The sequence below is a fragment of the Hungatella sp. L36 genome (assembly GCF_014288035.1).
On sequence record NZ_JACOPC010000004.1, the window covers coordinates 89,678 to 114,518 of the forward strand.

Sequence of the window (24,841 nt, forward strand, 5' to 3'; positions counted from 1 at the left end):
GGAGTTGATTTCATTCCATTTTTTCACAGCCTTTTCAATTTTCCTTCTTTTGAAGCTGAAAAATGGAGTTGATTTTTATCTCCGAAAACGTGACTTATAGCACGGTGTCCAAAACGCCGTCATGGTTCGTGCTATAATTCACGGTAGAGAAATGTGGGATTTGACTCCTTTGGCAGTCGCCAAATGGGTGCGCCGGCGTGTCTGCCTGGCTTGCTGCCCGCAGAAATAAAATAAGGAGGAAATGAAATGAGAAAAATGAAGAACGGAAAGCGGATTTTATCTGTATTTCTCACGCTTTCCATGGTCTTTTCCATGTCGGGAGCGCCAAGCTTCGCGTGGGAGGACGCCCAGCTTTCTAAGGATCAGGGACTAAGTGCAGAGTTCGCTGGCCGGAAGGCGACGGACAGCAATGCGGCCACCCCGTCTGCGGCGTCTAAAAGACAGGCGGAAATCCCCCTGGACGACACTGTGACTGAATTGGAAGCAGGAAAAACCTACACCATCAGCAGCCTGGAGGAGCTTGAGAGACTGACGGAGTTAGTCAATGATCCGGATACCAATCAGGCCAGCAGGGAGACAAAGTATGAGCTGTTAGAAGATATTGGCAATGCCGGGAATATCATGATCGGAACCGGAGCAGAAAACTCGAGTGAGAGCGTGAAAAGCTATTTTAAAGGAAGCTTTAACGGAAACGGCCATGTGATCCGGGGGCTGGCCATTACGGCCGATCCGGATTCCATGCAGGGGCAGGATGCAGTGGGCCTGTTCCGCCATGTGGCAGGAGGCAGTACAATACAACAGTTGGGCGTGGAGGGAACCGTTACGGTTACTGCTGCCTATTCCAAGTCTTATCGCGACGCTGGCTGTAATGTAGGCAGTCTGGTGGGAGTCTTAGAGGGCTCTTCCTATGTGAAGCAGTGCTACTCTGCCTGCGAGATTACCGTTGATCAGGATTTGGACGATGGCGCTGTCAATGTCAGCGCCGGCGGTCTGGTGGGAACGGCAAAGGACAACGGGTGGATTATGGACTGCTATACCACCGGCGACGTGTCGATATGGCCCAGTGAATCAGCAATGGCGATCGGCCATGCCGGCGGCGTGGCGGGCCAGATGCAGGAGGGAGTTGTACGGCGCTGCTACGCCACAGGCACGGTTACGGGGCCGGCGAATGGCGGTTCTGGTTATCTAAAACCGGGCGTCGGCGGTATCGCAGGCTATGTGGCTTCCTCCAGGGCCTACATAGAAAAATGCTGTGCGCTGAATGTGAAAATTACGGCTTTGGGGGAGAATGCGCAAAGCTTTGGCCGGTTGGCCGGGTATGTGGGAAGTTTCAGTATGATAACAGACTGCTCTGCCCGCCAGGATATGGTTTTGGGAAAAGAGGGCGAGGAGGCAATGCTCAAAGAGGAGGGCTGGTCAGACCTTCAAAAGGCGGCCAACGGCCAGACTCTTTCCGCCGCTTCAGGCAACGATTCCTTAATGACGTTTTTCCGGCTTTTAGCAGATTCGAAGAATGTCTGGAATCAGCCTGGGGAAACAGAGCTTGCCGCGGGAGCTGAGCTTCCGTCCCTCATCGCCTTTGACGGAACAGGCACAGATACGCCGCTTCTTCCGGAGGGAGAAGGCGGGACGATCGAGCCGCTTTGGGATGCCGAGGCTCCGGTTATTATAAAGAATTTAGAAAAGAAAAGCGTTGTCAGATATGAACTCAATCAGACTGCAGAACCCTTAACCATCGAAGTGGCAGAGCCAACAGACGGGGGAACCATCAACTATCGGTGGAGAAGGACGGTCTGTGATGAAACCGGCGACAGGGGAAACAACTCTGTTGAATTTATACCGGACAGTAACAAGCCTTCCTGCACGCCTTCCTCCAGCGAGATAGGAATCCACATATACGATTGTGAGGTTACCAATGAAAATCTGCAGGCTACAGGAAAGAAAACGGCCAGCAAAGCAACCTACGGAGTCATTGTGATCATTGAGGAGCCAAAAGCACCCGTGGAGAATGCCGAGGAGCCGAAGATTACCCTGGATACCACCGGAAAAAGCGATTATTGGGTGGGAGATGAGGCCGAGGAATTAAGGATAAAGGCCGAGTCCCAGGACGGAGGCACCTTATCCTATCAGTGGTATAGCAATATAAATGCCAATTACGACACAGGCACAGCGATTGAAGGAGCCACGGAACCTGCCTATACGCCATCCACGGAGAAGGCAGGCCAGATTTTCCACTGGTGCGTCATCACCAATACCAACGAGAAGGCCACGGTGAATAAGACGGCCCGGGCTGTCAGCACTATGGTAAATGTCCATACTATGGCGGTGGATAAGCCTTACTTTATCGTTGATCTGGACGAGAAGCCGAGGGAATGTATCCAGCTGGATTCTCTGTCGCTGCGGGTCGACGCCATGAGTGAAAATTTCAGCACGCTCACCTGCCAGTGGTATCAGAGTACGGATAAAGAAAACTGGGAGCTGTTAAGCGGAAAAACCCAGAATATCCTTCCTGTCCCTACAAACGAAGTAGGAACTGTATACTACCGCTGCCAGGTGACAAGCCAGAAATCCTTCAGCGGTGTCATGAAGGTGGTCAAAATAAACAGTAGGACTGCCACGATCGTGGTAAATCCGCCGCCGGAAAAGGCCGATAAGCCGGTGATTACTTTGGATCTGGAAGCCAAAACCGTTACATACCAGCAGAATCAAAAGGCTGATGAATTATATATCGGCGTAATGAATCCGAAGGATGGAGGAGAAATCAGCTACCAGTGGTACAGGAGCCTGAAGGCGGATCAGAGCGGCGCAGAAGCCATTGACGGTGCGAAAAGCTCCAACTATCTGCCGTCCAGCGAGGAACTGGGAACGACCTATTACTGGTGTGTTGTGACCAATACCAACGAGAAGGCCACACAGGAGAAAGAAGTCTCTGTGTCCACGCAGGCAGTTACCATTGTAGTTGAAGAAGCAAAGGCACAGCGCCCCAGTCTCGGCTCCAATGCGAATGAGGTAAAGTATACAAAGGGAGAAGAGCCGAAGGCCATGATAGTGGATGCATGGGTGACGGACGGAGGAACATTAAGCTATCAGTGGTATGAGATGGCAGACGGTCAGTGGAAGCCCATAGAAGGAGCTGTCGAGAAGAGCTATAAGCCTTCCACAAAAGACAGCGGACTGTTTCGTTATAAATGCGCCGTGACCAATACCATTTTGTCCGGCGATCACAGTACCATCGATGCAACCTGGTTCATTGAGGTTTCAGGGCCTGTAACCGATGCGAAACCGCCGATCCTCTTAAAGGATTTGGATGAGGAGATGCAGACCTGCGAAATGGGAAGCGGAAACTTTATCACTCTTACGGTTGATGCAAAATCGGAAGACGGCGGAAAGGTGGAATATCAGTGGTTTAAAAACGATGTAAAGAGCATGACAGGCGCCTCTTGGCTCCCGATGTATAACAATGAAAAAACGATCATTCCCCATATGGATAAGCCGGGGATTACGTACTATTTCTGTAAGATTATCAATTTCAAGCCCGAGGCAACAGGAAACCAGACAGCAGAGGTTATGAGTAAGATTGCATGCGTTCAGGTGCTGGGCAGGGAGGAAGGAGGGGCACAGTATCCAACTGTCAGCTCTGACGCCGGCAAAAGGGAGTATGCAAAGGGTGAAAAGGCAGCTAAAATGGGCGTCACCGCATGGGTGACGGACGGAGGAACGTTAAGCTACCAGTGGTATGTGAAGAATGGAGACGGTCAGTGGAATGCCATAGAGGGAGCTGCGGGCAGCAGCTATCTGCCCTCCACCGAGATTCCCGGAACGTATGAGTATCAGTGCAGGGTGACCAATACCATCGAATCCGGCAATCAGAGGACTACTACCGTAGGCTGGACCGTCAAGGTTCTGGATAAAGAACCGGATCAGCCCGCAGAGCCGGAGAAACCGGAAAATAACGGAGGAAGCTCCGGCTCCAGCGGAACCGGGGAATCGAAAAGCAGCCTGCCGGTGAATTACAGAGGCGCTACGAAGCTGATAGAAGGAATTCGTGTTCCGGAATACGTGACAGAAGGAACCTGGCAGAAGGAGGCTGGCGGCTGGAATTTTTACGGAGCCAATGGAAGCTATGCAAATGTCTGGGCTGCCGCATTTAATCCCTATGCCAATATCCTGGCCGGGCAGTCTGCCTTTGACTGGTTCCGGTTTGACGAAAACGGATACATGATGACCGGATGGTATACGGACGGAAACGGGGATACCTATTATTTGAATCCGGTTTCCGACAACACCTTAGGACGGATGGTGACCGGATGGTATCTCATTGACGGAGTTTACTACTACTTTAATGAAGAACCTGACGGAACCAGAGGAAAAATGTACCGGAATACCAGGACACCGGACGGATATCTGGTGGATGAAGATGGGAAACTGGTAGAATAGAGACAAGACAGAAAGTGGCTGTGAAAAAATGGAGCTGATTTAATTCCATTTTTTCACAGCCCTTTCATTTTTCTAAATTCCCTCAGCGTAAGCAGACTGTTACCCTGTGTTACAGGAATAGGCAGGCAGAAATAGGAAAGGATAGAAATATAGAACGAAATCTGGTATGATGGGAGCGTAATGCCGGACAGGAGGGAAAGGGCTGGTGAATGACATGGACAGAAACGAATTCAGAATGCAGATGGAGGAAGAAGAGCAGAAGGAACGCCAGTGGCAGGAAATCGTGGACTACTACGGCGGCCAGAAGGATGCGAAGAGCCAGGATAATATCGTGGAGATGCTTCGGGAGGTACAGGAACTGTACGGATACATTCCCTCGGAGAAGACCGGCGCGATGGCAGATGCACTGGGCGTAAAGCAGACGCTTCTCTTACAGCTGATCAAACTGTATCCCAGCTTTAAGAAGGCGCCTTACGGACACTGCATCACGGTCTGCACGGGTGCGCGCTGCGGCAGCGAGGGTTCCGCTGAAGTTTTTGAAGCGGTGCTGAAGGCGGTGGAGACGAGAGAGTCCGGTGCGTTTAAGATCATGATGAAGGAATGCCTAAAGCAGTGCAAAACCGCTCCGAACCTGATGGTGGACAGCGATTCCTACGGTCATGTAAAGCCGGAGGAGGTCGCCGCAATTCTGAGTAAATACTGACGGCTTTAACAGGAAAAAGCAGGCAGAATGGGACTGGCACACCGGGTTCTTACTTATTCATAAGCGGGAACTCCGGCGGGGGCAGTCCCTGATTTTTTGCCCCATTATCATAGACGAACCAGAGAGGCTATGCTATAATATTAAAATAGCGAAAAAAGAACCCTTTTTTCATGTTACGGGACAATACGCCCTGTAATATGAAAATGTTCCGCATGGAGGCGCGCCCCGCTCTGCCTGCGGAACCTATATTCTAAGGAGACAGATATGAAAGAAAAAATAAAAGTAAAGGGGCAGCTGAGGGCTTATATGCAGTGGCCGTTATATTTATCGGCGATGCTGATTATCATGAATGCGATAATCGGAGCGGTCAGCGTGACGGCCGGGATTATTATGGCTGTGTTTACGCTGCTGTATATCGGAATCGCTCTGTGGATCTACACCTACAGAAAGAAACGACTGCTAAACGGCCTGGTGGAATTTTCTGCGGAATATTCCTGGATGCAGAAACAGCTGCTTACCGACCTGGAGCTTCCGTACGGAATTGCGGATGAGAGCGGCCGGGTGCTCTGGGGAAATACTGCTTTGGCAGAAGTGCTGGGCGAGGAAAAACCATTTAAAAATACCAGAAAAAACTTATCATCGATTTTCCCGGAGATCACAAAGGAGGTCCTGGATTTAGAGGAGGGCTCCGTGGTACTCCACTGTACGTGCAGCGACCGTAAGTATCAGGTTCAGCTGAAGGCCGTTTACATGAAGGATTCCATCGAGGACATAGCGGATGCCATCGGTACCGAGGACGCGGGTCAGATGCTGATCGCGGTCTATCTATTCGATGAGACGGAGATTCTTACTTATAAGCAGATGGTCAACGACCAGAAGATGGTGGCCGGCCTCATCTATCTCGACAACTACGAGGAGGCGCTGGAGAGTGTGGAAGAGGTGCGCCGTTCTCTTTTAACCGCACTGATCGACCGGAAGATCACCAAGTACATCACCGCTATGAACGGCATCGTGAAGAAGCTGGAAAAGGATAAGTATTTCATTGCGATCAAACAGTGCTATATTCAGGAACTGAAGGATAACCGTTTTTCTATCCTGGAAGATGTGAAGACAGTCAACATCGGCAATGAGATGGCGGTAACCTTAAGTATCGGCCTCGGCATGAACGGGGAGAGCTACAGCCAGAGCTACGACTACGCCCGTATCGCCATCGATATGGCTCTGGGACGCGGAGGCGACCAGGCTGTGGTAAAGGATGGGGAGCGGATTCAGTACTTCGGCGGCAAGGCGCAGCAGGTGGAGAAGACCACCCGTGTGAAAGCCCGCGTGAAGGCCCACGCCCTCCGTGAGCTGATGGAGACGAAGGACCGCCTTCTGATCATGGGGCACCGTCTGACGGACGTGGACTCCTTCGGCGCGGCAGTCGGCATCTACCGGATTGCCACGGCCATGAACAAGAAGGCCAACATTATTATCAACGAAGTGACTTCCTCGGTGAAGCCGATGATGGACCGTTTTACCGGCAACAGCGATTATCCGGACGATATTTTCATGACCGGCGCCAGGGCTGCCGACTTAGTGGACAATAACACCATCCTCGTGGTGGTGGATGTAAACCGCCCCAGCATCACCGATGCACCGGAGCTTCTTAAGCTGGTCAAGACCATTGTGGTTCTGGATCATCACCGTCAGAGCAGTGAGATCATCGATAATGCGGTGCTTTCTTACGTAGAGCCGTACGCATCTTCTGCGTGTGAGATGGTTGCGGAAGTTCTGCAGTACATCGCCGACGGAATCCGTATCAAATCGGCCGAGGCCGACGCGATGTATGCCGGTATCGTGATCGATACCAACAATTTTACGAACCAGACAGGTGTCCGCACCTTCGAGGCCGCCGCGTTCCTGCGGAGAAACGGCGCCGATGTTGTGCGTGTCCGCAAACTGTTCCGCGACGATCTTGACGATTATAAGGCCAAGGCGGAGGCGGTCAGGGAGGCGGAGATATTTGAGGGCTGTTTTGCGATCAGCACATGCCCGTCCGAGGGCATTGAAAGCCCGACGGTTGTGGGCGCCCAGGCGGCGAACGAGCTGCTTGACATAGCCGGAATGAAGGCGTCTATCGTTATGACGTTCTACAACAACACGATTTACTTAAGCGCCCGTTCCATCGACGAGGTGAATGTCCAGGTCATGATGGAGAAGCTGGGCGGCGGAGGCCACCGGACCATCGCGGGAGCGCAGCTGAAGGACATGAGTCTTGAGGAAGCGAGAAACCGTGTCAAGGAAGTCATCAGAGACATGTTAGAGAAGGGAGATATATCATAATGGAAGTAGTATTATTAGAGGATGTAAAAACACTTGGAAAAAAGGGCCAGATTGTCAAGGTCAATGACGGATACGCGAGAAACTTTATTCTCCCGAAAAAGCTGGGAATCGAAGCAACTCCGAAGAACTTAAATGATTTAAAGCTTCAGAAGGCCAATGAGGCCAGACTGGCAGCAGAGCAGCTGGCAGCGGCAAGGGAGCTTGCAGAAAAGCTTGGGAAGTCTTCCATCACCGTTTCCATCAAGGCGGGAGAAGGCGGAAAGGCGTTTGGTTCCGTATCTTCAAAGGAGATCGCATCAGCCATCGCGAGCCAGCTGTCCTTAGATATCGACAAGAAGAAACTGGTTCTTCCGGAGCCGCTTAAGACATTTGGAGTACATGAGGTCCCGATCAAGCTGCACAAGGAAGTGACCGGGAAGCTTGCTGTTAAAGTAGTAGAGAGCTAGGAGGCTTAAGACATGGATGACGCCCTGATCAAGCGGGTACTTCCTCACAGTGTGGAGGCGGAGCAGTCGGTAATCGGCTCCATGCTGATGGACAGGGAAGCGATTATAGCGGCTTCCGAGATCATAACGGCCGATGATTTCTACCAGCACCAGTATGGAGTCATGTTTGAGGCCATGGTAGAGCTTTTCAATGAAAACAGGCCGGTAGACTTAATCACACTTCAGAACCGGTTAAAGGAAAAGGATGTCCCGCCCGAGGTAAGCAGTCTCGACTTCGTGCGGGACATCATCACGACGGTGCCAACATCGGCCAACGTAAAATCGTATGCGAACATTGTGCGTGAGAAAGCGGTTCTGCGGAGACTGATCAAGGTCAACGAAGACATTGCCAACACGTGTTACGCAGGAAAAGAGCCGCTGGAGACAATCCTGGCGACGACGGAGAAAACGGTATTCGACTTATTACAGAGCCGTAATTCCGGTGATTTCGTCCCCATCCGTCAGGTTGCGATGAACGTTCTCGAAAAAATTGAGGAAGCCTCCAAAAACCAGGGAACCGTAACGGGAATCCCGACAGGCTTCATCGATCTGGATTACAAGACATCGGGTCTGCAGCCCTCCGACTTCATCCTGATTGCGGCCCGTCCTTCCATGGGAAAAACGGCGTTCGTACTGAATCTGGTTGATCATATTGCAGTAAAAAAAGGTCTGCCGTGTATGGTATTCAGTCTGGAGATGTCAAAGGAGCAGCTGGTAAACCGTATGTTAGCGATGGAATCCAACGTAGATTCCCAGAAGCTTCGAACCGGAACGCTGTCCGATTCGGACTGGGATGCGGTAGTAGAAGGAATCGGTGTCATCGGCAATTCCAAACTGATCATAGATGATACGCCAGGTATTTCGATCATGGAGCTGCGTTCCAGATGCCGAAAGATGAAGCTGGAATATGGATTAAACGTTGTAATCATCGACTACTTACAGTTGATGAGCGGAAGCGGAAAAGGCGGCGGAGACAACCGTCAGCAGGAGATCTCAGAGATTTCGAGATCCTTAAAAGCGCTGGCGCGAGAATTAAGCGCGCCGGTAATCGCATTATCGCAGTTAAGCCGAGCGTGTGAGACGAGGCAGGATCACCGTCCGATGCTGTCCGACTTACGAGAGTCAGGAGCAATCGAGCAGGATGCGGATGTGGTTATGTTTCTTTATCGAGATGATTATTATAATAAAGATACAGATATGCCGAATATTGCGGAAGTTATCATTGCGAAGCAGAGAAATGGTCCGATTGGAACGGTTAATTTAGTATGGAGACCGGAGTTTACGAAATTCGCAAACATGGCCAAGCAATGAGCAGGATAGAAAATGAGGGATGGGCCGCGCGGAAAACAAGCTTGCACTTTAAGTTTGTTTTCCGCGCGGCCCATCCCTCATTTTCTATGGGGCGAACGCCCCCCAGGCATACGAATCAGGAAGGTTCTGCCAAGTCTGTATCTATACCAGCATAGTTGGAGAACCTTCCTGATTCGTATGCCTGGCTCCTGCGGACTCCCCTCCTCCAATCCCCCCATCCCATCCCCCGCCAATCCATATTCTCAGATAAAAACTATATCCCTTTCCCCTCCCTTTTCCTGGCCACCAGGTAATTATAAATCCGTTCTTCCCCTCCATGTCCCATGGGCATCTTGCCTGTCTCGCCGCCCTCCAGAATCTCCCAATCGTAATAGATGGTGAACAGTTCCCCGGAGTGCCATGGATAAGCCTTTTGAATACCATACTTATATGTTAAAAATGGTTTTTCAACCGGAACATTCATCACATGAATTCCACCTGGCTGTGTAAATTTCTTACACTCCTTCAGCAGCTGCAGCCTGCTGTCAGGAGGAAGCAAATGAAGCATATCATCGCAGAACACAATATCAAAATTGTGACGGGGAAGGTAATTCTCAATGGATGCGCAGATGAACTCTGCCCTTACGTGCCAATTCTCAGCCAGCAGCTGAGCTTTTTTTATGCCTGCCTCCGAGACATCGACACCGGTAGCCCGGTAACCGTTTCTGCCAAAGAAAAGTACATTCTGCCCCTCACGGCAGCCGATATCGAGAAGAGAGGGGGAACTCATGGGAGGATAGAAAGAAAGTACCTTCATGCTGAGCGTTGTCGGCTGTGTCCCCCAATAATATTCCGGAGACTGATAAAGTTCATCATAGGGAGAAGAAAAAACTGCGGGGTAATGTCCTATTAAGATATCACAGCTGACATTGAGAACAGCGGCCAGTTTAGGCAGCAGCAGAATGTCGGGCATAGAATTTCCGTTCTCCCATTTTGACACCGCCTGAAACGATACTCCCAGCATGTCTGCAAGTCTGGTTTGAGTCAAATTTCTCTCTTTTCTGTACTTTGCAATGTTTTTTCCTAATTCCATTCATAAACCTCTTCTTTCCGACCCGGCCGGGTTGTCTCTCTTTTCAATATAATCTATCTTCACGAATTATTCAACCCCCGGTTGAATCTGGCGGTATCTTCAACGAACCGATTATTGAACACCAGTGCCGGCAGGCGTAATATAAAAAGAAAAAAGGAGAAAAAAGATGAAACGAATCCCAATTATCTTTGATGTAGACACCGGTATTGACGATGCAACTACTCTGATGATGGCCTGTGTCAGTGATTCCCTGGAGATTCTGGGAGTGACGGCTACCCATGGAAACAATCACTTAGAGAACACTCTCAGGAATACACTGAACGTTCTTAAACTGTGCGGGCGGGAAGATATTCCGGTCGCGGCGGGAGCCCAGAGGCCCTTGCTTTGCAACAGGAAGTATGATGAGAAAAATGAATCCGGAGGAATGGTGGTACATGGGGCAAATGGTCTGGGGGGCTATAAATTCGATTTTGAAGATACAAAAACAGCGCTGAGAAAAGAAAAGGCATGGGATTTTGTCTATCAGACGATAAAAGAGTATGGGAAGCCCGTCGTATACTGCCTTTTGGGCCCTCTGACTGACGCTGCAATTCTGTTGACGAAATATCCGGATGCGTCCCGGTATATTAAATGCTTTGTTAATATGGGCGGTTATATCAGAGAGGGGACGTTAAGCCCTATGTCCAGTGTCAATATTTTTTATGATGCACAGGCCGCGGAAATTGTCATGGAGTCCGGTATTCCTTTTTATATGTGTCCGGGAGACTTAACCGGGGATGCGCTTATAACCGTTGAGGAGATGGAGCAAATGAAGCAGTTTCGCTCACCGGTAGGCAAGGCGGCCAGTCTTATGGTTGACGCCTATTACGAAACCTGTTCAAAGATTGGAGAAAATGTAGTAAATGGATTGACCGGCCAATCTATGCACGACAACTGCGCTCTGGCGTTTATCGAACATCCGGAATTATTTACTTATGGAAGATATTACTGCAGAGCAGAAAGCAAGAGTGATTTATGTGTGGCAATGACAGTGATAGACTACGAGGATACGCTGAAACTTCCGCTTGACCGTAAGAATCTGTTCTTTGTAGATTCGGTGGATCGGGAAGGCTTTTCGTCATTCTTTATGGAGTGCTTTCAAAAGTATGAACGAATGTATGAACAAAAGTATGAGCGTCAATAGATACATCGGGAAAAAGACAGGAGGCAGAAATGAATAAAGAACTCATATTGGTTGACATAAATATTACAGAAGAAACAGCAGGCATACTGTTTGCCCTGAACCGTCTGAATCATGTTGAGGTAAAAGGAATATCATTGTGTTTTGGAGAGACGTCACTGGAAAGTTCATACAGAAGCATATCCGGCCTCAATGAACTGCTGGGCTGGGAGGTGCCGGTCGCACTTGGTGCGGATCGTCCGTGGAGAAGAGATTATCAGCTGCCTGTGTCGGCAAGTGATATTTCCGAGCCGATCAATGGCCTGCAGGTTGATACCAGCAAAGTCTGTGCGGTATCCAGGCTGGATGCTGCAGACTTTTTATACGAAAAATTGAGAGAAGCCGGCGGAGAGGCCAAAGTCCTCTGTGCAGGCGCTCTGACAAATATGGCAATACTTCTTGAACGCTACCCGGAAGCAGGAAAATTAATAAAAGAGCTGATCTGGTGCGGAGGGACACAAAGACATGCCAGCCTGCAGATTGTAAAGGATGTGCAGACATATCTCGACCCGGAAGCGGCGCAGTATGTGTTGGAACAGGGATTAAATTTTACCATGTGTCCGGTTGATGCGGGAACTTTCTGCTATATGTCTTTGAGTGAGGTTGACAGCAGAAGATATGAGACAGAGCCGGTCATGCATCAATTCAACAGGCTGTTGAAAAAACGGTGGTGTGATGTGAACGCAGAAGCCCCCATGGGAGAGAGAAAAAGGCATCTCCCCATGCAGGAGATGGCGGCGGTGGCAGCGGCAGTACTTCCATGGCTTTGTGAGAAGAAAAAGCGATATGGAGAGGTGGATTTAAAGGGGAAGCTGACATTTGGCATGCTGGTTATTGATATTAACAACCGTTTGGAGCACACGGAGGAGGAGATGAATATCAGCCAGGTATGTCACATAGACAGAGAAAGGCTTATTCATCTGCTTTACATGGATTCAGGACAGGAGTGAACTGCATGAAAAATGGGGAGTACTTTGCACTGGATGAAAAGAGTGCGGCCGAATACGCATGTGCTAAAGGATTTTTTTGCAGTTATGGAGCAAACGTGCGCTGTAAGGAGATTGGGGACGGGAATATGAATTATATTTACCGGATCAGCGATGGTGAGAAAAGCGTTATCTTAAAACAGGCGGGATTGTCAACCCGCCTTTCATCGGAAAGAAGTATCAGCCGAAAAAGGAACCGAAGAGAGGCTGCAGCTCTGGAGGCCGAAAACGAGATATTGCCCGGCTGTGCTCCGAAGGTCTATCTCTATGATGAGACCATGGACTGTATGTTTATGGAAGATTTGAAGGACTATACTGTGTTGAGAAAGGCGCTGATTGAAGAAGACAGGATTTTCCCCGATTTTGCAGAACAGATCAGTTCGTTTTTGGCGGAAACCTGGGTTAGGACATCGGATGTCGGTAAGGATCATATTCAAAAAAAGTATCAGGTTAAGAGATTTACCAATCCGGAACTGTGTGAGATAAGCGAACGTCTTGTTTTTGATGAAGCTATGTTTAACCTTTCGGGAAAAAATTCAGTGGAACCGGAAAATGAGTTGTTTGTTAAAACCAATATTTACCAGAATGAGACACTGCATCAGGAAGCCGGAAAGCTGAAATACCGCTATATGACCGAGGCACAGGCACTGCTGCACGGTGATCTGCATACAGGATCCATCTTTGTAAATGAGCTGGGAATGAAAATATTTGACTCGGAATTTGCATTTTACGGCCCGATGGGATATGATATAGGAAATTTGATTGCACATTTGCTGCTTGCAAGGGAAAATGCCAGACAGAATCAAAAACCGGCTGGTGTAATATGGGCAGAGAATACAGTTTCAAAGATACCAGAGTTGTTTGTGGTGAAAGGAATGGATCATGAGCAGGTTCAGAAAGATGCATTTGAAAAGATTCTGAATAAATGGTATTATATGGGTATATTAGAGGATACAGCGGGATATGCAGGTCTGGAATTAATTCGTAGGGTTGTTGGCAGCGCTAAGGCAGAGGATATCGTCAGTCTGGGCCAGGGGAAAAGGGCAGAGGCAGAAAGACGGATTCTAGAGATGGGAATTGATCTGGTTCTGAACCGGAATAAATTTCGGGAACCCGGCGCATTTAAGAATATGTTTGTACGATCCGGTTCATAGTATCCAATCAGATAATGGGAAATGGGGAACAAGATGTTATCTATTGAACGCAGAGAGCGAATTAAGGAAATTTTACTCGAGAGAAAGAATGTAACGGTTGCCGAGATGGCAGACGCCTTTTCCGTGAGTACAGAGACGATCCGCCGCGACTTTGAAGTTTTGAGCAATGAAGGTTTTCTGATTAAAACGTACGGAGGAGCCTCCCTGGTTTTTAAGAAGAATATAACCGTTTCACAGAAGATAAAGTCGTCGATCATGCGGGAAGAAAAAAGACAGATGGCAATGTATGCAGCAGCGTTTATACAGCCGAATGATTGTATATTTTTAGACCATACAACTACTGTGTTTGAACTCTGTAATTTTATTTCCAACATCCCTTTGACGGTGATGACCAATTCTCTTCCGGCTATGGAGCTGTTGTCTCAGCATAACAATATAAAGTTATGTATACCGGGCGGAGACTTTGATGAAAAAAGCCAGGCGTTCTTTGGAATTGAGACGATCCAGTATTTAAAGAGATACTGTTTTGACAAGGCGTTTATATCCTGTACCAGCCTGGATACTGCTTATGGAATTTATGATTCAGGTGATATGATAGCTGAATTTCATAGAAGTATTTTAAACTGTGCGGATAAGAAATTTCTAATTGCAGACCACACAAAGTTCGACCGTTCGGCATTTGCCAGGATGGGTACCCTGGACAGCGTTGATGTGCTGGTTACGGATAAAGAGCTGACGAAGGATTGGAAGAATCATTTAAAAGAATGCAGTATACATTTGGTCGAATGCGGTAAATAGGATTATTTCACGAGGTGTTAAGAAGAATAGAAAACAAAAAAGGTGCTGTTTTATGGATCGTTCTCCATAAAACAGCACCTTTTTTGTTTTGGAGGATTGTATATTATGTTTAAGAATTGGAAAATAGATAAGGAAAAAAAGAGGTATTTGTGGAAAGAACGTGTTGAACTATCAATAAATGTGTTGAATAGATACAAAAAACAACTTACAATCACAAAAAAAATAGAAGAAACTAATAATTAATAGTTGCATAAATTGGAATTGTGTGGTATCTTGTTTATATAAAACATAAAACAACATAAAACCAAGAAAAGGGGGACATAATCACTTGGAAATAAGAAAAAAACTTCTTGAAGTAACAAAGCAGTCTTATCGTGAAGCCCTGTTTGCAGGGACCAGCGGAAATATCAGCTATTATGATCATGCGTCGGGTGAGATGTTTATCACACCAGGTTCGCTCCCATATGAAACTATGACGGAGGAGGATCTGGTACGAATGACTCTGGATGGAGAGGTGCTGGAAGGGGAAAGAAAACCCTCATCAGAATGGAGGCTGCATGCCGAGGTTTACAGGCAGAAGCCGGAGATATCATCTGTGATACATACACATTCACCGTATGCCACTTCGTTTGCCGTAAATAATCAGAGCATACCGGTGATCTTAATTGAGATGGTCCCATTTTTAGGCGGTGAGGTAGAAGTTGCGGACTTTGCCATACCTGGAACTGTAGAGGTTGGTGTGGAAGCGGTTAAGAAGCTGAATGGCAGAAATGCATGCCTGATGGCCAACCATGGAGTTCTGGCTGTGGGAGAGAATTTGGACCAGGCTCATATCAGGGCAGTCTACACGGAGGACGCGGCTAAGATATACAGCCTTGCCTTAAATAATGGAGAGGTACAGATTATTGATGAAAAATATGTGAATGTCATGAAAGGAAAATAAGGAGGATAGCATGAGAAGAGCAGATGAGCAGATGGGTTTTCTTCTGCGGTACGAAAATGTAGCGTGGTATGAAGATGGGAAGGTGAAAATTCTGGACAGGAGAATTTACCCCGTAAAGACGGAATATGTAATCTGCAGTAAACACGAGGAGGTTGCACAGGCGATTGCTGATATGGTGACACAGAGCGGCGGGCCATATACAGCGGCGGCCATGGGTATGGCACTGGCCGCATATGAGGCAGGGGAGAAATCGGGAGATGAGCTTGTGCAATATATGGACAAGGCAGCCTATAACCTATCCCATGCAAGGCCGACGACGGTGGCTAAAATGGTACAGATTGTAGATGGAGCCATGATGCTTGTAAGAAAGCACGCAAAAGACGGCGGCTGTGCAAAAGAACTTGTCGAACCCTTAAGAGAATATGCATTCTCTTATATTAACAACAATTATTTAAAGTATGAAAAGATCGGCAGCTATTTAGCAGATTTGATTCCGAAAAATGGAACCATTTTGACCCAGTGTTTTGCGGAGACAATCATCGGTACTCTGATCAAGGAATGCCACAAGCGTAATAATGACATCAAAATGATCTGCGCGGAGACGCGGCCATATTTTCAGGGGGCAAGGCTTACCGCCAGTGTAGCGTATGATATGGGGGTTGATGTATCGGTTATAACGGATAATATGCCGGGGTTTATCATGAAGGAAAAAAATGTGGATGTATTTACTTCTGCTGCCGACGTTATCACCATGGACGGATATGTGGTTAATAAGGTGGGAACATTCCAGATTGCGCTGGCCGCCAGTTATCATAACATCCCGTATTTCGTAACAGGAACACCGAATCTGCGCCATGAGACTATTGACACGGTGAAGATTGAATACAGAGATCCGGAACTTGTAATGGAGGCTATGGGAACAAAGGTCACAAAAGAAGGGGTGAAGGCATATTACCCTGCTTTTGATATTACACCGCCTAAACTTTGCAACGGTGTCGTTACGGATTTAGGAGTGTTCTCTCCCTATCAGCTGAAGGCCTACGCGGAGAAAGGAAAAACGCTATGATAAAGAGGGGATATTGCAGCAGCATTGATTTAGGGCCGGAGGTCGGTGCAAGGTATGCGATTCTGCCTGGAGATCCCGGTAGGGTGAAGGTAATCGCAGGCTATCTGGAAAATCCCAGACCGTTATCGGTACATAGAGAATATACGAGCTACGAAGGCTATCTGGAAGGCGAAAAAGTACTGGTTATTTCAACTGGAATGGGAGGCCCTTCGGCTGCGATCGCGGTCGAGGAGCTGGCCATGATTGGAGTTGATACGGTCATACGGTTAGGGACTTGCGGCGGGATGCAGCAGGAGGTTGGCAGCGGTGAGATTATACTCCCAACGGGTGCGATCAGACAGGAAGGCACAACGAAAGAATATGTATATGGAGAATTTCCGGCGGTCCCTGATTTTGATGTGACCTCTGCTTTGAGTGAGGCTGCAGCTGTGATTGGGGTAAAAGCCCACAAGGGAGTGGTGCAGAGTAAGGACTCCTATTATGGGCAGCATATGCCGGCTGAAATGCCTGTTGGAAGGGACTTAAAAGAACATTATGATGCATGGATTCGTGCAGGGGCGCTTGGATCAGAGATGGAATGTGCAGCCGTGTTCATAGTTTCCCAGATCAGAAGGATCCGTGCGGGTGCAGTTTTGCATGTAATCTGGAATAAAGAGAGGGAGCAGGCCGGACTCCCCTGTGAGACTGTACGGGATTTATCACCGGCCATAAGAACGGTAATAGAAGGAATACGAATCTTAATTAAAAAGGAGAAGCATGAATAATATCGAGATGAAATACAACTTTAATCTGGAATATTTTGAAAAAAGTGCAGATTACGTAAAGAGTAAGATTGATTTCAAACCACAGACCGCTTTGATTCTCGGTTCGGCATTAGGAAGCCTGGCTTCTGATATAAAAAACCCCGTTGAGATTCCTTATGAGGATATTCCGGACTTTCTAGTCAGCACGGTAAAATCTCACGCGGGAAAACTGATTCTGGGAGAATTATACGGCAGAAAGGTAGTCTGTATGTCCGGTCGTTTCCACTATTATGAAGGATATGATTATGAACAGCTGGTGGCTCCGGTTCGTCTTTTTAAGCTTTTGGGAGTTGAGAATATGATTCTGACGAATGCGGCTGGTGGAATCAATACGGGATACAAGCCGGGGGATCTGATGATTATCAGGGACCATATCAATCTGGCAGGCGCCTCTCCGCTGAGGGGACCGAATGATGACCGGATCGGGCCGAGGTTTTTTGATGTATGCAATGCCTATGATGAAGGTTTAAGAACTCTGGCAAAGAGTCTGGCAAAGGAGTGCAGTCTGAGGATTCAGGAAGGGGTCTACGCATATCAGACGGGACCTCACTTTGAGACACCGGCTGAAATTCGTTTCTTAAGAATGGCCGGCGCGGATGCGGCAGGGATGTCAACTGTCACAGAAGCACTTACTGCGGCACATTGTGGATTGAAGACACTGGCTATATCACTGATATCCAATATGGCAGCGGGTGTAAACAATAATCGGGTTGATGGGGAAGAGGTTGATTATGTGGCCGCTCAGTCAGCAAAGGAGTTCAAAAAATATCTGAGCAGCATTTTGGCGCATATGGAATCACAGGAGGATGAATGATGAAAAAGAGTATAACAAAAATGTTGGCAGTGGGGCTTTGCGCTGTTATGGTCGTGCTGACGGGCTGTGGTGCTTCTGAAACGACAGGCAATACAAATGCGGCAGAAAAAAAGGATTCGGCACAGAGTGAAGCGGCTCCGGAAAAGAATGGTGAAAAGAAAAAAGTCGCGTTGATCTGCGATGTGGCAGGTACACAGGTATTCGTATTAAACATGATTGAAGGTCTGAAAGCGAGCGCAGAGAAATATGGATTTGAAGCGGTTGTGGCTGAGTGTGCCGATGCGGCTGCATATGAAGACAACTGCAGAGCTATGGTGGAAGAGGGCGCCGATTTAATTATCGGAGGCAGCTGGCAGGCAGGCGATGCAATTACCAAGGTTGCAACTGAATTTCCGGATAAGGCGGACTATGCGCTTATTGATTCCCAGGTAGATGTAGAAAATGTAAAATGCATTTCCTATAGAGAACAGGAAGGTGCGTATTTAATCGGAAAGATTGCCGGCATGGTAACGGATGATACTGCCAGCCAATTCGGCGCAGTACATGTGAATCAGGGACCCGGCAGCTGGAAATGGAGATGGGGATATATGGAAGGTGTAAAATCCGAAAAACCGGATGCCAAATTTATCTTCAATTACGTCGGCAGCTATAATGATCCGGCGAAATCCAAAGAGTATGCAATCCAGCAGTATGAGCAGGGATGCCAGTTTATCAATTCCGCGGCGGCAGGAGGAGATAAAGGCGTGTTTGAGGCCGCAAAAGAAAAAGAATTCTATACTTCAGGTCAGGATGTGGATCTGACTTCCCCTGACAATCCATGGATTGTTACCAGCCAGATCAAGGATACTTATGCAACCATGCAGTATTTGCTTGATCAGTATTACTCAGATAAGTGGACGACAGAGGATGAGTCCTTAGGTGTTGCCGAGGGTGCGATCGGTGCTGTTTTCGTTACCCATGAGAGTGAAAATCCGAGAAATGAAAAACTGACTGACGAGGATGTGGCAACATTAAAAGAGACTGCTGAAAAAATTAAGAACAAAGAGATTGATCTATCAGTAGTTCCGGAAGAAGAGAGCTATAACCAATAGGCTTAGATGTCAGAGGAGATGCTGCGAAAGACAGAGATCCTGTGTTTTGCAGTATCTTCTTCCATAACAGGAGGACTTAATATGTTCCTGGAATTAAAAGATATAACAAAAACATATGGCAAGACGATTGCGAATAATCATATCAGCTTTGGGATGAATAAGGGTGAGATTCTGGCAGTCATAGGAGAAAACGGCGCCGGGAAGACCACGGTCATGAAGATCCTGTATGGACTGGGCCACGCTGATTCGGGAGAAATATTTCTGGATGGAAAGAAGGTAAGTATTCATTCCGTGCAGGATGCCATTGCCTGCGGCATTGGCATGGTGCAGCAGCATTTTATGCTGTTTGACAGCTATACGGTTGCGGAAAATATCGTGTATGGCAAAGAGCCGAAGAAAAACTTGTTTTTTGACAGAAAAAAAGCGAGTGAAATCGTTAAAAACCTAAGTGAGGAATATGGGCTTTCAATTAATCCGGATTTGAAAGTAGAGGAGTGCTCTGTGGGAATGCGGCAGAGGATTGAAATATTAAAGGTGCTGTATCAGGATGCGGACATTATTATTTTCGATGAACCCACAGCAGTTTTGGTTCCGCAGGAAATTGATGAGCTTTTGAAGACTCTGAAACATCTGGCAAGCCGTGGAAAAAGCATTATTATTATTACACATAAGCTGCAGGAAGTCATGGACGTGGCGGACCGGGCAGTTATTATGAGAAAAGGTAACTACATAGGGGAACGGAAAATCAGTGAAACGGATATAAAAGAGCTGTCCTATCTCATGGTTGGGAAAGGAATCCCGCAGCGTAAGATCGAGAAGCAGGAACCCGGGAAAACCGTTTTGGAGATAGAGGATGCATACTGTGAGAACGATGGCGTTACGGTCTTAAAGGGTCTGAGCCTGCATGTGAAGGAGGGCGAGATTGTAGGGCTGGCCGGCGTATCCGGCAATGGACAGACAGAGCTGATCCAGTGTCTTACCGGGCTTACTAATCTGACGAAAGGGAAGATTACGCTGGAGGGAAAAGAGATATCCAGCCTGGGTGTACGGGAGATCCGGGAGGCAGGCTGCGCTCATATTCCGGAAGACCGTTATGAATATGGCTGCGCTAAGAAAGCGTCTTTGGAAGAAACTGCAATCATGGGATTTGAGTATCAGAAGAAATTTTCACGTAAGGGAATACTGGACAAGAAACAAAATCAGGAATTTACGCTGCAGCTGCTGGAGAAGTATGGTGTAAAGTATGACAATATTCAGAATAAAGCCGGATCGCTGTCGGGAGGGAACATACAGAAACTGATTGTGGCCAGGGAGATTGAGCATCACTCAAAATTCTTAATTGCAGCAGAACCGACCAGAGGCGTCGACATAGGAGCCAGGGAATTTATTCATGACAGAATCGTGGAAAAAAGAAACAGGAAAGACGCGGTGCTGCTCGTTTCCTCGGAGCTGTCTGAAATACTGGCTTTATCTGACCGTGTTTACGTTATTTATGATGGAAAAATCAGAGGAGAGTTCAACCGGGAAGAAGTTTCCACGGAGGAAGTCGGATTTTTAATGATGGGAGGGCATAATGGATAAATTAAAAAACTATGGAAAACAGTTTGGAAAAGTTATGGCCCAGCCTGTTGCGGCTACACTTCTGGGTCTTCTGGTGGGAGCTGTATTCATATTGGTATCTCATGAAAATCCAATTGAAATCTATATGAATATGTTTGAAAAATCGTTTTTCAACCCCTATTATTTGACTCAGACATTAACCAGAGCTACACCAATTATTATTTGTGGAATTGCAACCGCAGCGGCATGGCGGGCAGGATACATTAATATCGGTGTGGAAGGGCAGATGATTACCGGAGCCTTTGCCGCGACAGTTACAGCGATATACGTGCCTCTTCCCGGCTTTTTGCTGCTGCCGCTTTCAATCCTCGCCGGAATCATTGCAGGAGGTCTTTACGCTACTCTTGTGGCTGTTCTGAATATGAAATTTCAAAGCTCTATCGTAATATGTACACTCATGTTAAACTATGTAGCCAATTACATCGCCTCCTATCTGGTGAGCTATCCGTTTAAGGATAAATCGGGAGATGGATTGTCGCTTGTAACAAAAACAATTCCTGAAAGCACCCATTTTCTGCAGTTTAGCTCCTCGAACACCCTGAATTTGGGAATAGTTGTCGCGGCGGTTATTACAATTCTGTTTTTTTATATGGAACGGAAGACTGTTTTTGGCTATGAGTCAAAGATGACCGGATTAAACCCTCATTTTGCAAAGTATGGCGGTGTATTCGAAAAGAAAGTCATGCTTAAGACGATGGCCTTAAGCGGAGCGATCGCTGCTGTGGCCGGGATGTGCGAGATATTCGGATATAAATACCGGTATACGGATGGGATGTTTACGAGCGCCAGTTACGCATGGACGGGCCTGATGGCCGCACTGATTGCAGACCTGCATCCGGTAGGAATCCTGGTATCCTCGATTTTTCTTTCCGGACTTCAGGTTGGGGGACAGGCGATCCAGCGATCCTCCAGTATTCCGCTGCAGATGGCGACTGTGATTCAAAGTACGATTACACTGTTTGTTTCGGCAAAGATAGGAATTAAATTTATTAAGAAACGGAAACTGAAAATGGATCATAGCGAAGGAGGGGGCGCTGCGGCATGAATTTAAATCTGTTGGCGGTTATCATTAATTCGACAATACGTTCCACAACTCCCGTACTGCTTGCTGCGTTAGGCTCTGCAATCTGCAGTCAGGTAGGAGTATTTAATATTGCTTTGGAAGGCCAGATTTTAATTGGCTCCTTCGTAGCTATTGTGGCTAATTATTATACAGGAAACGTGTACATGGCAGTGCTTTGTGGTGTGGCATCCGGAGCGGCGGTGGCCTCTCTTGTTTCCATTCTGCAGGTAAAGTATAAGGCGGCTGATATGGTAATTGGTACGTCGGTGAATCTCCTGGTCAGCGGCCTGACCAGCGTACTGCTGTATACGATCTTAGGGGTTAAGGGAAGCTTCTCAAGTCCCCAGTTAAAGGCACTGCCTAAATTAAACATACCTGTGATAAAGGATATTCCATTTCTTGGACGCGTGCTCGAGCAGCTGACCTTTATCGATTATCTGTCCTATATTCTGGCGATATTTATGTTTATCTATCTATACAGGACGGTGCAGGGGTTTCATGTACAGAGTATTGGGAAAAATGAGGAAGCGGCAGGAAGTCTGGGAATTAAAACTTTAAAGACTCAGATGATTGTGGTTCTGGTGTCGGGTGCCCTGTGTGGTCTCGGCGGAGCTGTGCTCAGTATGGGGCAGGTTACGCTCTTTTCGGAAAATATGAGCTCAGGAAGAGGATACATAGCCATGGCGTCGGCGAGTATGGGCCAGAATCAGCCGGTATTCATTATCGCCTCCAGCCTGTTTTTCGGGTTCTGTCAGGCAATCGGAGTATCGCTGCAGAATGTTATTCCTTCTCAGCTGACATTGACAATTCCTTATATTGCGACGGTGGCGGCATTGTCGATTTTTGGAAGTAAAAAAATCAGAAAAAAACAGAGGTAAGAAGATGGAAGAAAAAAAGAGAGATGTTTTACCGTGTATTGCAGTTTGCGAGGGAGATATCAACCCCAGAGTACTGACCTGCGGTGATCCGGCCAGAGCTAAGAAAATCTCTGAGAAGCTGGAAAATGTGAAATGCCTTGCAAAAAACAGAGAATACCATACGTACAGCGGTACCTATAAAGGCGTTCCCGTAACGGTAACTTCCCATGGCGTGGGAGAAGGAGGTGCTGTAATCGGATTTGAAAGCCTCTGCCGCGCGGGAGCAAAGGTCATAATACGCGTAGGTACCTGCGGTGGAATGCAGAAGGAAGTTACCGCAGGGAGTCTGGTAATCGTGAAGGCAGCCTGCCGTGAAGACGGCGTGACGGAGAAAATGCTTCCGCTTTCCTATCCGGCAGTTGCGGATATGGAGGTGGTGAGGGCATTGGAGGAAAGCTCCGGCAATTTGCAGTTACAGGCCCATAGCGGCATTGTCTTGACTCAGGCTTTGTTTTATCCTGGACTCCTGGAATCCAGGGTCAAATTATATCAGAAGGCTGGAGTGATCGCCATGGAAAATGAGGTGGCGGGACTTCTGGTGGTGGCCAGCCTTCATGGGATAAAAGCAGGCGCTATTCTTGCGGCGGACGCACCGGCCTTCGAGTTAGTCGGCGTAGAGGGATATCAGCCGGATGAGGAAATGGTAGCGCTGGCGGTTGAACATGAAATATTAATTGCCCTGGAGGCATTAATCCGGATCGACGCTGAGTGAGGGGGAAAGGTATGCTGATAAAGGATATTACGGTTCTAAACAGTAATATGGAGCCTCTGGAGCACAGGAATGTCGTTGTGAAAGACGGCCGGTTTGATTCTATTGGCGTGGATGTGGTGGAAAAAGACCCGGAAATGGTCATTGATGGAAAAAATAAACTGTTGATGCCAGGCTTCTACAACACGCACTGCCATGTGCCGATGACTCTGACGCGCGGACTGGGAGAAGGGCTCTCATTAAATGACTGGCTGACGAAAAAAATGTTTCCTTTTGAAGGAAACATGACAGAGGAAGACTGCTATTACGGGGCGCTCTTAGGTGCGATGGAATTAATGGCAGGCGGATGCGTATCAATTTCGGATATGTACTTCCATGTACAGGATATTGCCCGTGCCCTTTACGATGCAGGGATGAAGGCAAATATCTGCCATGGTCTTTCTTCCTCAGATCCCCATGAAAGACCGGAAAGCTTAAAAGGCTGGAGAAATACGGTATCCCTGCTGAATGAATACAGAGACAAAAAGGATGGACGGATACGGATAGATATGGGACTGCATGCAGAGTATACCTCCACAGATAACCTGGTACAGGCAGTGGCCGCTTTTGCAAAGGAACAGGGCCTTACAGTCCATACTCATATTTCGGAAACAAAGAAAGAACATGAGGAGTGTAAGCTTCGTCATGGAGGATTAACACCGGTCCAGTATTTTTATGAGCGCGGAATGTTTGAAAATCCCGTGTTGGCCGCTCACTGTGTCTGGCTCGAGGAGCGGGATAAGGAGATCATGAGGGAGAGAAAAGCGACAGTGTCCCATTGTATCTCTTCTAATCTAAAGCTGGGAAGCGGAGTCGCTCCGATCAGCAGCTACCTGAATGAGGGTATCCGGGTAGTAGTTGCAACCGATGGAGCGGCAAGCAATAACAATTTAAATGTGATGGAGGAGATTCATCTGGCATCGCTGGCGGCCAAAGGTGCCTTCCTGGATCCAACGCTGCTGCCGCCTCAGACCGTGCTTGAGATGGCAACGGTTAACGGAGCGGAGGCGCAGGGGAGAGAGGACTGTGGAGTGATAGAGACAGGAAAGAAAGCTGATTTTATCATTTTGGATCTGGACAAGCCCCATCTGATTCCGAAACATGACATTCTGGCTAATGTTGTTTATTCTGCACAGGCGTCTGATATATATATGACCGTCATAGACGGACGCGTGGTGTATAAGGAAGGCGAATTCCTGACGATAGACCGGGAGCGTGTCCAATATGAAGCAGACAGACGGGTGAAGCGGATCTGCAGTCAGATGCAGGGGATGTGACAGAGAAAA

General features: G+C 47.8%; 21 protein-coding genes. 20 read left to right on the plus strand and 1 reads right to left on the minus strand.

From position 1 onward, the window contains the following. Nucleotides 1-246: 246 nt before the first annotated feature. From H8S80_RS34245 to dnaB, 5 genes are all read left to right on the plus strand, one after another. Nucleotides 247-4,437, plus strand: a complete 4,191-nt coding sequence (locus H8S80_RS34245; RefSeq protein ID WP_243008006.1) for an N-acetylmuramoyl-L-alanine amidase family protein — start codon at nucleotides 247-249, stop codon at nucleotides 4,435-4,437. 214 nt (nucleotides 4,438-4,651) lie between these two features. Further along, a complete protein-coding gene (locus tag H8S80_RS12060) occupies nucleotides 4,652-5,140 on the plus strand; it encodes an NADH-quinone oxidoreductase subunit NuoE family protein (protein ID WP_187325884.1) in 489 nt (162 codons plus the stop codon). A gap of 264 nt (nucleotides 5,141-5,404) precedes the next feature. Next, a complete protein-coding gene (locus H8S80_RS12065) occupies nucleotides 5,405-7,465 on the plus strand; it encodes a DHH family phosphoesterase (protein ID WP_002602029.1) in 2,061 nt (686 codons plus the stop codon). Beyond that, nucleotides 7,465-7,911 (plus strand): 50S ribosomal protein L9, encoded by a 447-nt coding sequence (gene rplI, locus H8S80_RS12070; RefSeq protein WP_025531337.1) that lies wholly within the window; start codon nucleotides 7,465-7,467, stop codon nucleotides 7,909-7,911. The genes H8S80_RS12065 and rplI overlap by 1 nt, the downstream gene beginning before the upstream one ends. Nucleotides 7,912-7,923: 12 nt before the next feature. Beyond that, nucleotides 7,924-9,261, plus strand: a complete 1,338-nt coding sequence (gene dnaB, locus H8S80_RS12075; RefSeq protein ID WP_029467553.1) for a replicative DNA helicase — start codon at nucleotides 7,924-7,926, stop codon at nucleotides 9,259-9,261. Nucleotides 9,262-9,514: 253 nt separating this feature from the next. Here the strand turns inward: dnaB and H8S80_RS12080 are convergent, their stop codons facing one another. After that, nucleotides 9,515-10,333 (minus strand): helix-turn-helix domain-containing protein, encoded by an 819-nt coding sequence (locus H8S80_RS12080; protein WP_118033145.1) that lies wholly within the window; start codon nucleotides 10,331-10,333, stop codon nucleotides 9,515-9,517. A 166-nt stretch (nucleotides 10,334-10,499) separates the two neighbouring features. On the opposite strand from H8S80_RS12080, the gene H8S80_RS12085 reads away from it, so the two are divergent. The 15 genes from H8S80_RS12085 to H8S80_RS12155 all read left to right on the plus strand — a co-directional run bounded on the left by H8S80_RS12085 (nucleotide 10,500) and on the right by H8S80_RS12155 (nucleotide 24,832). Then, a complete protein-coding gene (locus H8S80_RS12085) occupies nucleotides 10,500-11,516 on the plus strand; it encodes a nucleoside hydrolase (RefSeq protein WP_117633291.1) in 1,017 nt (338 codons plus the stop codon). Nucleotides 11,517-11,545: 29 nt separating this feature from the next. Then, entirely contained in the window at nucleotides 11,546-12,502 is a 957-nt protein-coding gene (locus tag H8S80_RS12090) for a nucleoside hydrolase (protein WP_117633290.1), read from the plus strand. A 5-nt stretch (nucleotides 12,503-12,507) separates the two neighbouring features. Then, entirely contained in the window at nucleotides 12,508-13,692 is a 1,185-nt protein-coding gene (gene mtnK, locus H8S80_RS12095; RefSeq protein ID WP_181988040.1) for an S-methyl-5-thioribose kinase, read from the plus strand. A 33-nt stretch (nucleotides 13,693-13,725) separates the two neighbouring features. After that, on the plus strand, nucleotides 13,726-14,490 hold the full coding sequence (locus tag H8S80_RS12100) for a DeoR/GlpR family DNA-binding transcription regulator (RefSeq protein WP_002602022.1): 765 nt from the start codon (nucleotides 13,726-13,728) through the stop codon (nucleotides 14,488-14,490). A gap of 105 nt (nucleotides 14,491-14,595) precedes the next feature. Beyond that, on the plus strand, nucleotides 14,596-14,733 hold the full coding sequence (locus H8S80_RS12105) for a hypothetical protein (RefSeq protein WP_181988039.1): 138 nt from the start codon (nucleotides 14,596-14,598) through the stop codon (nucleotides 14,731-14,733). A gap of 85 nt (nucleotides 14,734-14,818) precedes the next feature. Beyond that, the gene (locus tag H8S80_RS12110) at nucleotides 14,819-15,433 is read left to right on the plus strand and encodes a class II aldolase/adducin family protein (protein ID WP_002602021.1); all 615 of its coding nucleotides are present in this window, start codon (nucleotides 14,819-14,821) and stop codon (nucleotides 15,431-15,433) included. Nucleotides 15,434-15,443: 10 nt separating this feature from the next. After that, entirely contained in the window at nucleotides 15,444-16,499 is a 1,056-nt protein-coding gene (locus tag H8S80_RS12115) for an S-methyl-5-thioribose-1-phosphate isomerase (protein WP_117633288.1), read from the plus strand. Beyond that, a complete protein-coding gene (locus H8S80_RS12120; protein ID WP_002602019.1) occupies nucleotides 16,496-17,263 on the plus strand; it encodes a nucleoside phosphorylase in 768 nt (255 codons plus the stop codon). Before H8S80_RS12115 ends, H8S80_RS12120 begins: the two co-directional genes overlap by 4 nt. Continuing rightward, on the plus strand, nucleotides 17,256-18,116 hold the full coding sequence (locus H8S80_RS12125) for a purine-nucleoside phosphorylase (protein ID WP_025531850.1): 861 nt from the start codon (nucleotides 17,256-17,258) through the stop codon (nucleotides 18,114-18,116). The genes H8S80_RS12120 and H8S80_RS12125 overlap by 8 nt, the downstream gene beginning before the upstream one ends. Next, nucleotides 18,113-19,207: a BMP family ABC transporter substrate-binding protein gene (locus tag H8S80_RS12130; RefSeq protein WP_243008011.1), complete on the plus strand. Its 1,095-nt coding sequence runs from the start codon at nucleotides 18,113-18,115 to the stop codon at nucleotides 19,205-19,207. The genes H8S80_RS12125 and H8S80_RS12130 overlap by 4 nt, the downstream gene beginning before the upstream one ends. Nucleotides 19,208-19,288: 81 nt before the next feature. Further along, the gene (locus H8S80_RS12135) at nucleotides 19,289-20,788 is read left to right on the plus strand and encodes an ABC transporter ATP-binding protein (RefSeq protein ID WP_025531851.1); all 1,500 of its coding nucleotides are present in this window, start codon (nucleotides 19,289-19,291) and stop codon (nucleotides 20,786-20,788) included. Beyond that, nucleotides 20,781-21,872: an ABC transporter permease gene (locus H8S80_RS12140; RefSeq protein WP_002602015.1), complete on the plus strand. Its 1,092-nt coding sequence runs from the start codon at nucleotides 20,781-20,783 to the stop codon at nucleotides 21,870-21,872. The genes H8S80_RS12135 and H8S80_RS12140 overlap by 8 nt, the downstream gene beginning before the upstream one ends. Further along, the gene (locus H8S80_RS12145; RefSeq protein ID WP_117633286.1) at nucleotides 21,869-22,768 is read left to right on the plus strand and encodes an ABC transporter permease; all 900 of its coding nucleotides are present in this window, start codon (nucleotides 21,869-21,871) and stop codon (nucleotides 22,766-22,768) included. The genes H8S80_RS12140 and H8S80_RS12145 overlap by 4 nt, the downstream gene beginning before the upstream one ends. Nucleotides 22,769-22,772: 4 nt before the next feature. Continuing rightward, nucleotides 22,773-23,519, plus strand: a complete 747-nt coding sequence (locus H8S80_RS12150; RefSeq protein ID WP_117633285.1) for a nucleoside phosphorylase — start codon at nucleotides 22,773-22,775, stop codon at nucleotides 23,517-23,519. An 11-nt stretch (nucleotides 23,520-23,530) separates the two neighbouring features. Then, on the plus strand, nucleotides 23,531-24,832 hold the full coding sequence (locus H8S80_RS12155) for an amidohydrolase (RefSeq protein ID WP_117633284.1): 1,302 nt from the start codon (nucleotides 23,531-23,533) through the stop codon (nucleotides 24,830-24,832). The last annotated feature ends 9 nt before the right edge of the window (nucleotides 24,833-24,841 follow it).

Coding starts and splice junctions, on each gene's coding strand:
- H8S80_RS12080 (WP_118033145.1), bottom strand. CDS start 10,333: ATGGAATTAGGAAAAAACATTGCAAAGTACAGAAAAGAGAGAAATTTG.
- dnaB (WP_029467553.1), top strand. CDS start 7,924: ATGGATGACGCCCTGATCAAGCGGGTACTTCCTCACAGTGTGGAGGCG.
- H8S80_RS12105 (WP_181988039.1), top strand. CDS start 14,596: ATGTTTAAGAATTGGAAAATAGATAAGGAAAAAAAGAGGTATTTGTGG.
- H8S80_RS12145 (WP_117633286.1), top strand. CDS start 21,869: ATGAATTTAAATCTGTTGGCGGTTATCATTAATTCGACAATACGTTCC.
- H8S80_RS12150 (WP_117633285.1), top strand. CDS start 22,773: ATGGAAGAAAAAAAGAGAGATGTTTTACCGTGTATTGCAGTTTGCGAG.
- H8S80_RS12135 (WP_025531851.1), top strand. CDS start 19,289: ATGTTCCTGGAATTAAAAGATATAACAAAAACATATGGCAAGACGATT.
- H8S80_RS12060 (WP_187325884.1), top strand. CDS start 4,652: ATGGACAGAAACGAATTCAGAATGCAGATGGAGGAAGAAGAGCAGAAG.
- H8S80_RS12115 (WP_117633288.1), top strand. CDS start 15,444: ATGAGAAGAGCAGATGAGCAGATGGGTTTTCTTCTGCGGTACGAAAAT.
- H8S80_RS12140 (WP_002602015.1), top strand. CDS start 20,781: ATGGATAAATTAAAAAACTATGGAAAACAGTTTGGAAAAGTTATGGCC.
- H8S80_RS12155 (WP_117633284.1), top strand. CDS start 23,531: ATGCTGATAAAGGATATTACGGTTCTAAACAGTAATATGGAGCCTCTG.
- H8S80_RS34245 (WP_243008006.1), top strand. CDS start 247: ATGAGAAAAATGAAGAACGGAAAGCGGATTTTATCTGTATTTCTCACG.
- H8S80_RS12130 (WP_243008011.1), top strand. CDS start 18,113: ATGATGAAAAAGAGTATAACAAAAATGTTGGCAGTGGGGCTTTGCGCT.
- mtnK (WP_181988040.1), top strand. CDS start 12,508: ATGAAAAATGGGGAGTACTTTGCACTGGATGAAAAGAGTGCGGCCGAA.
- H8S80_RS12125 (WP_025531850.1), top strand. CDS start 17,256: ATGAATAATATCGAGATGAAATACAACTTTAATCTGGAATATTTTGAA.
- H8S80_RS12085 (WP_117633291.1), top strand. CDS start 10,500: ATGAAACGAATCCCAATTATCTTTGATGTAGACACCGGTATTGACGAT.
- H8S80_RS12100 (WP_002602022.1), top strand. CDS start 13,726: ATGTTATCTATTGAACGCAGAGAGCGAATTAAGGAAATTTTACTCGAG.
- H8S80_RS12090 (WP_117633290.1), top strand. CDS start 11,546: ATGAATAAAGAACTCATATTGGTTGACATAAATATTACAGAAGAAACA.
- H8S80_RS12065 (WP_002602029.1), top strand. CDS start 5,405: ATGAAAGAAAAAATAAAAGTAAAGGGGCAGCTGAGGGCTTATATGCAG.
- rplI (WP_025531337.1), top strand. CDS start 7,465: ATGGAAGTAGTATTATTAGAGGATGTAAAAACACTTGGAAAAAAGGGC.
- H8S80_RS12120 (WP_002602019.1), top strand. CDS start 16,496: ATGATAAAGAGGGGATATTGCAGCAGCATTGATTTAGGGCCGGAGGTC.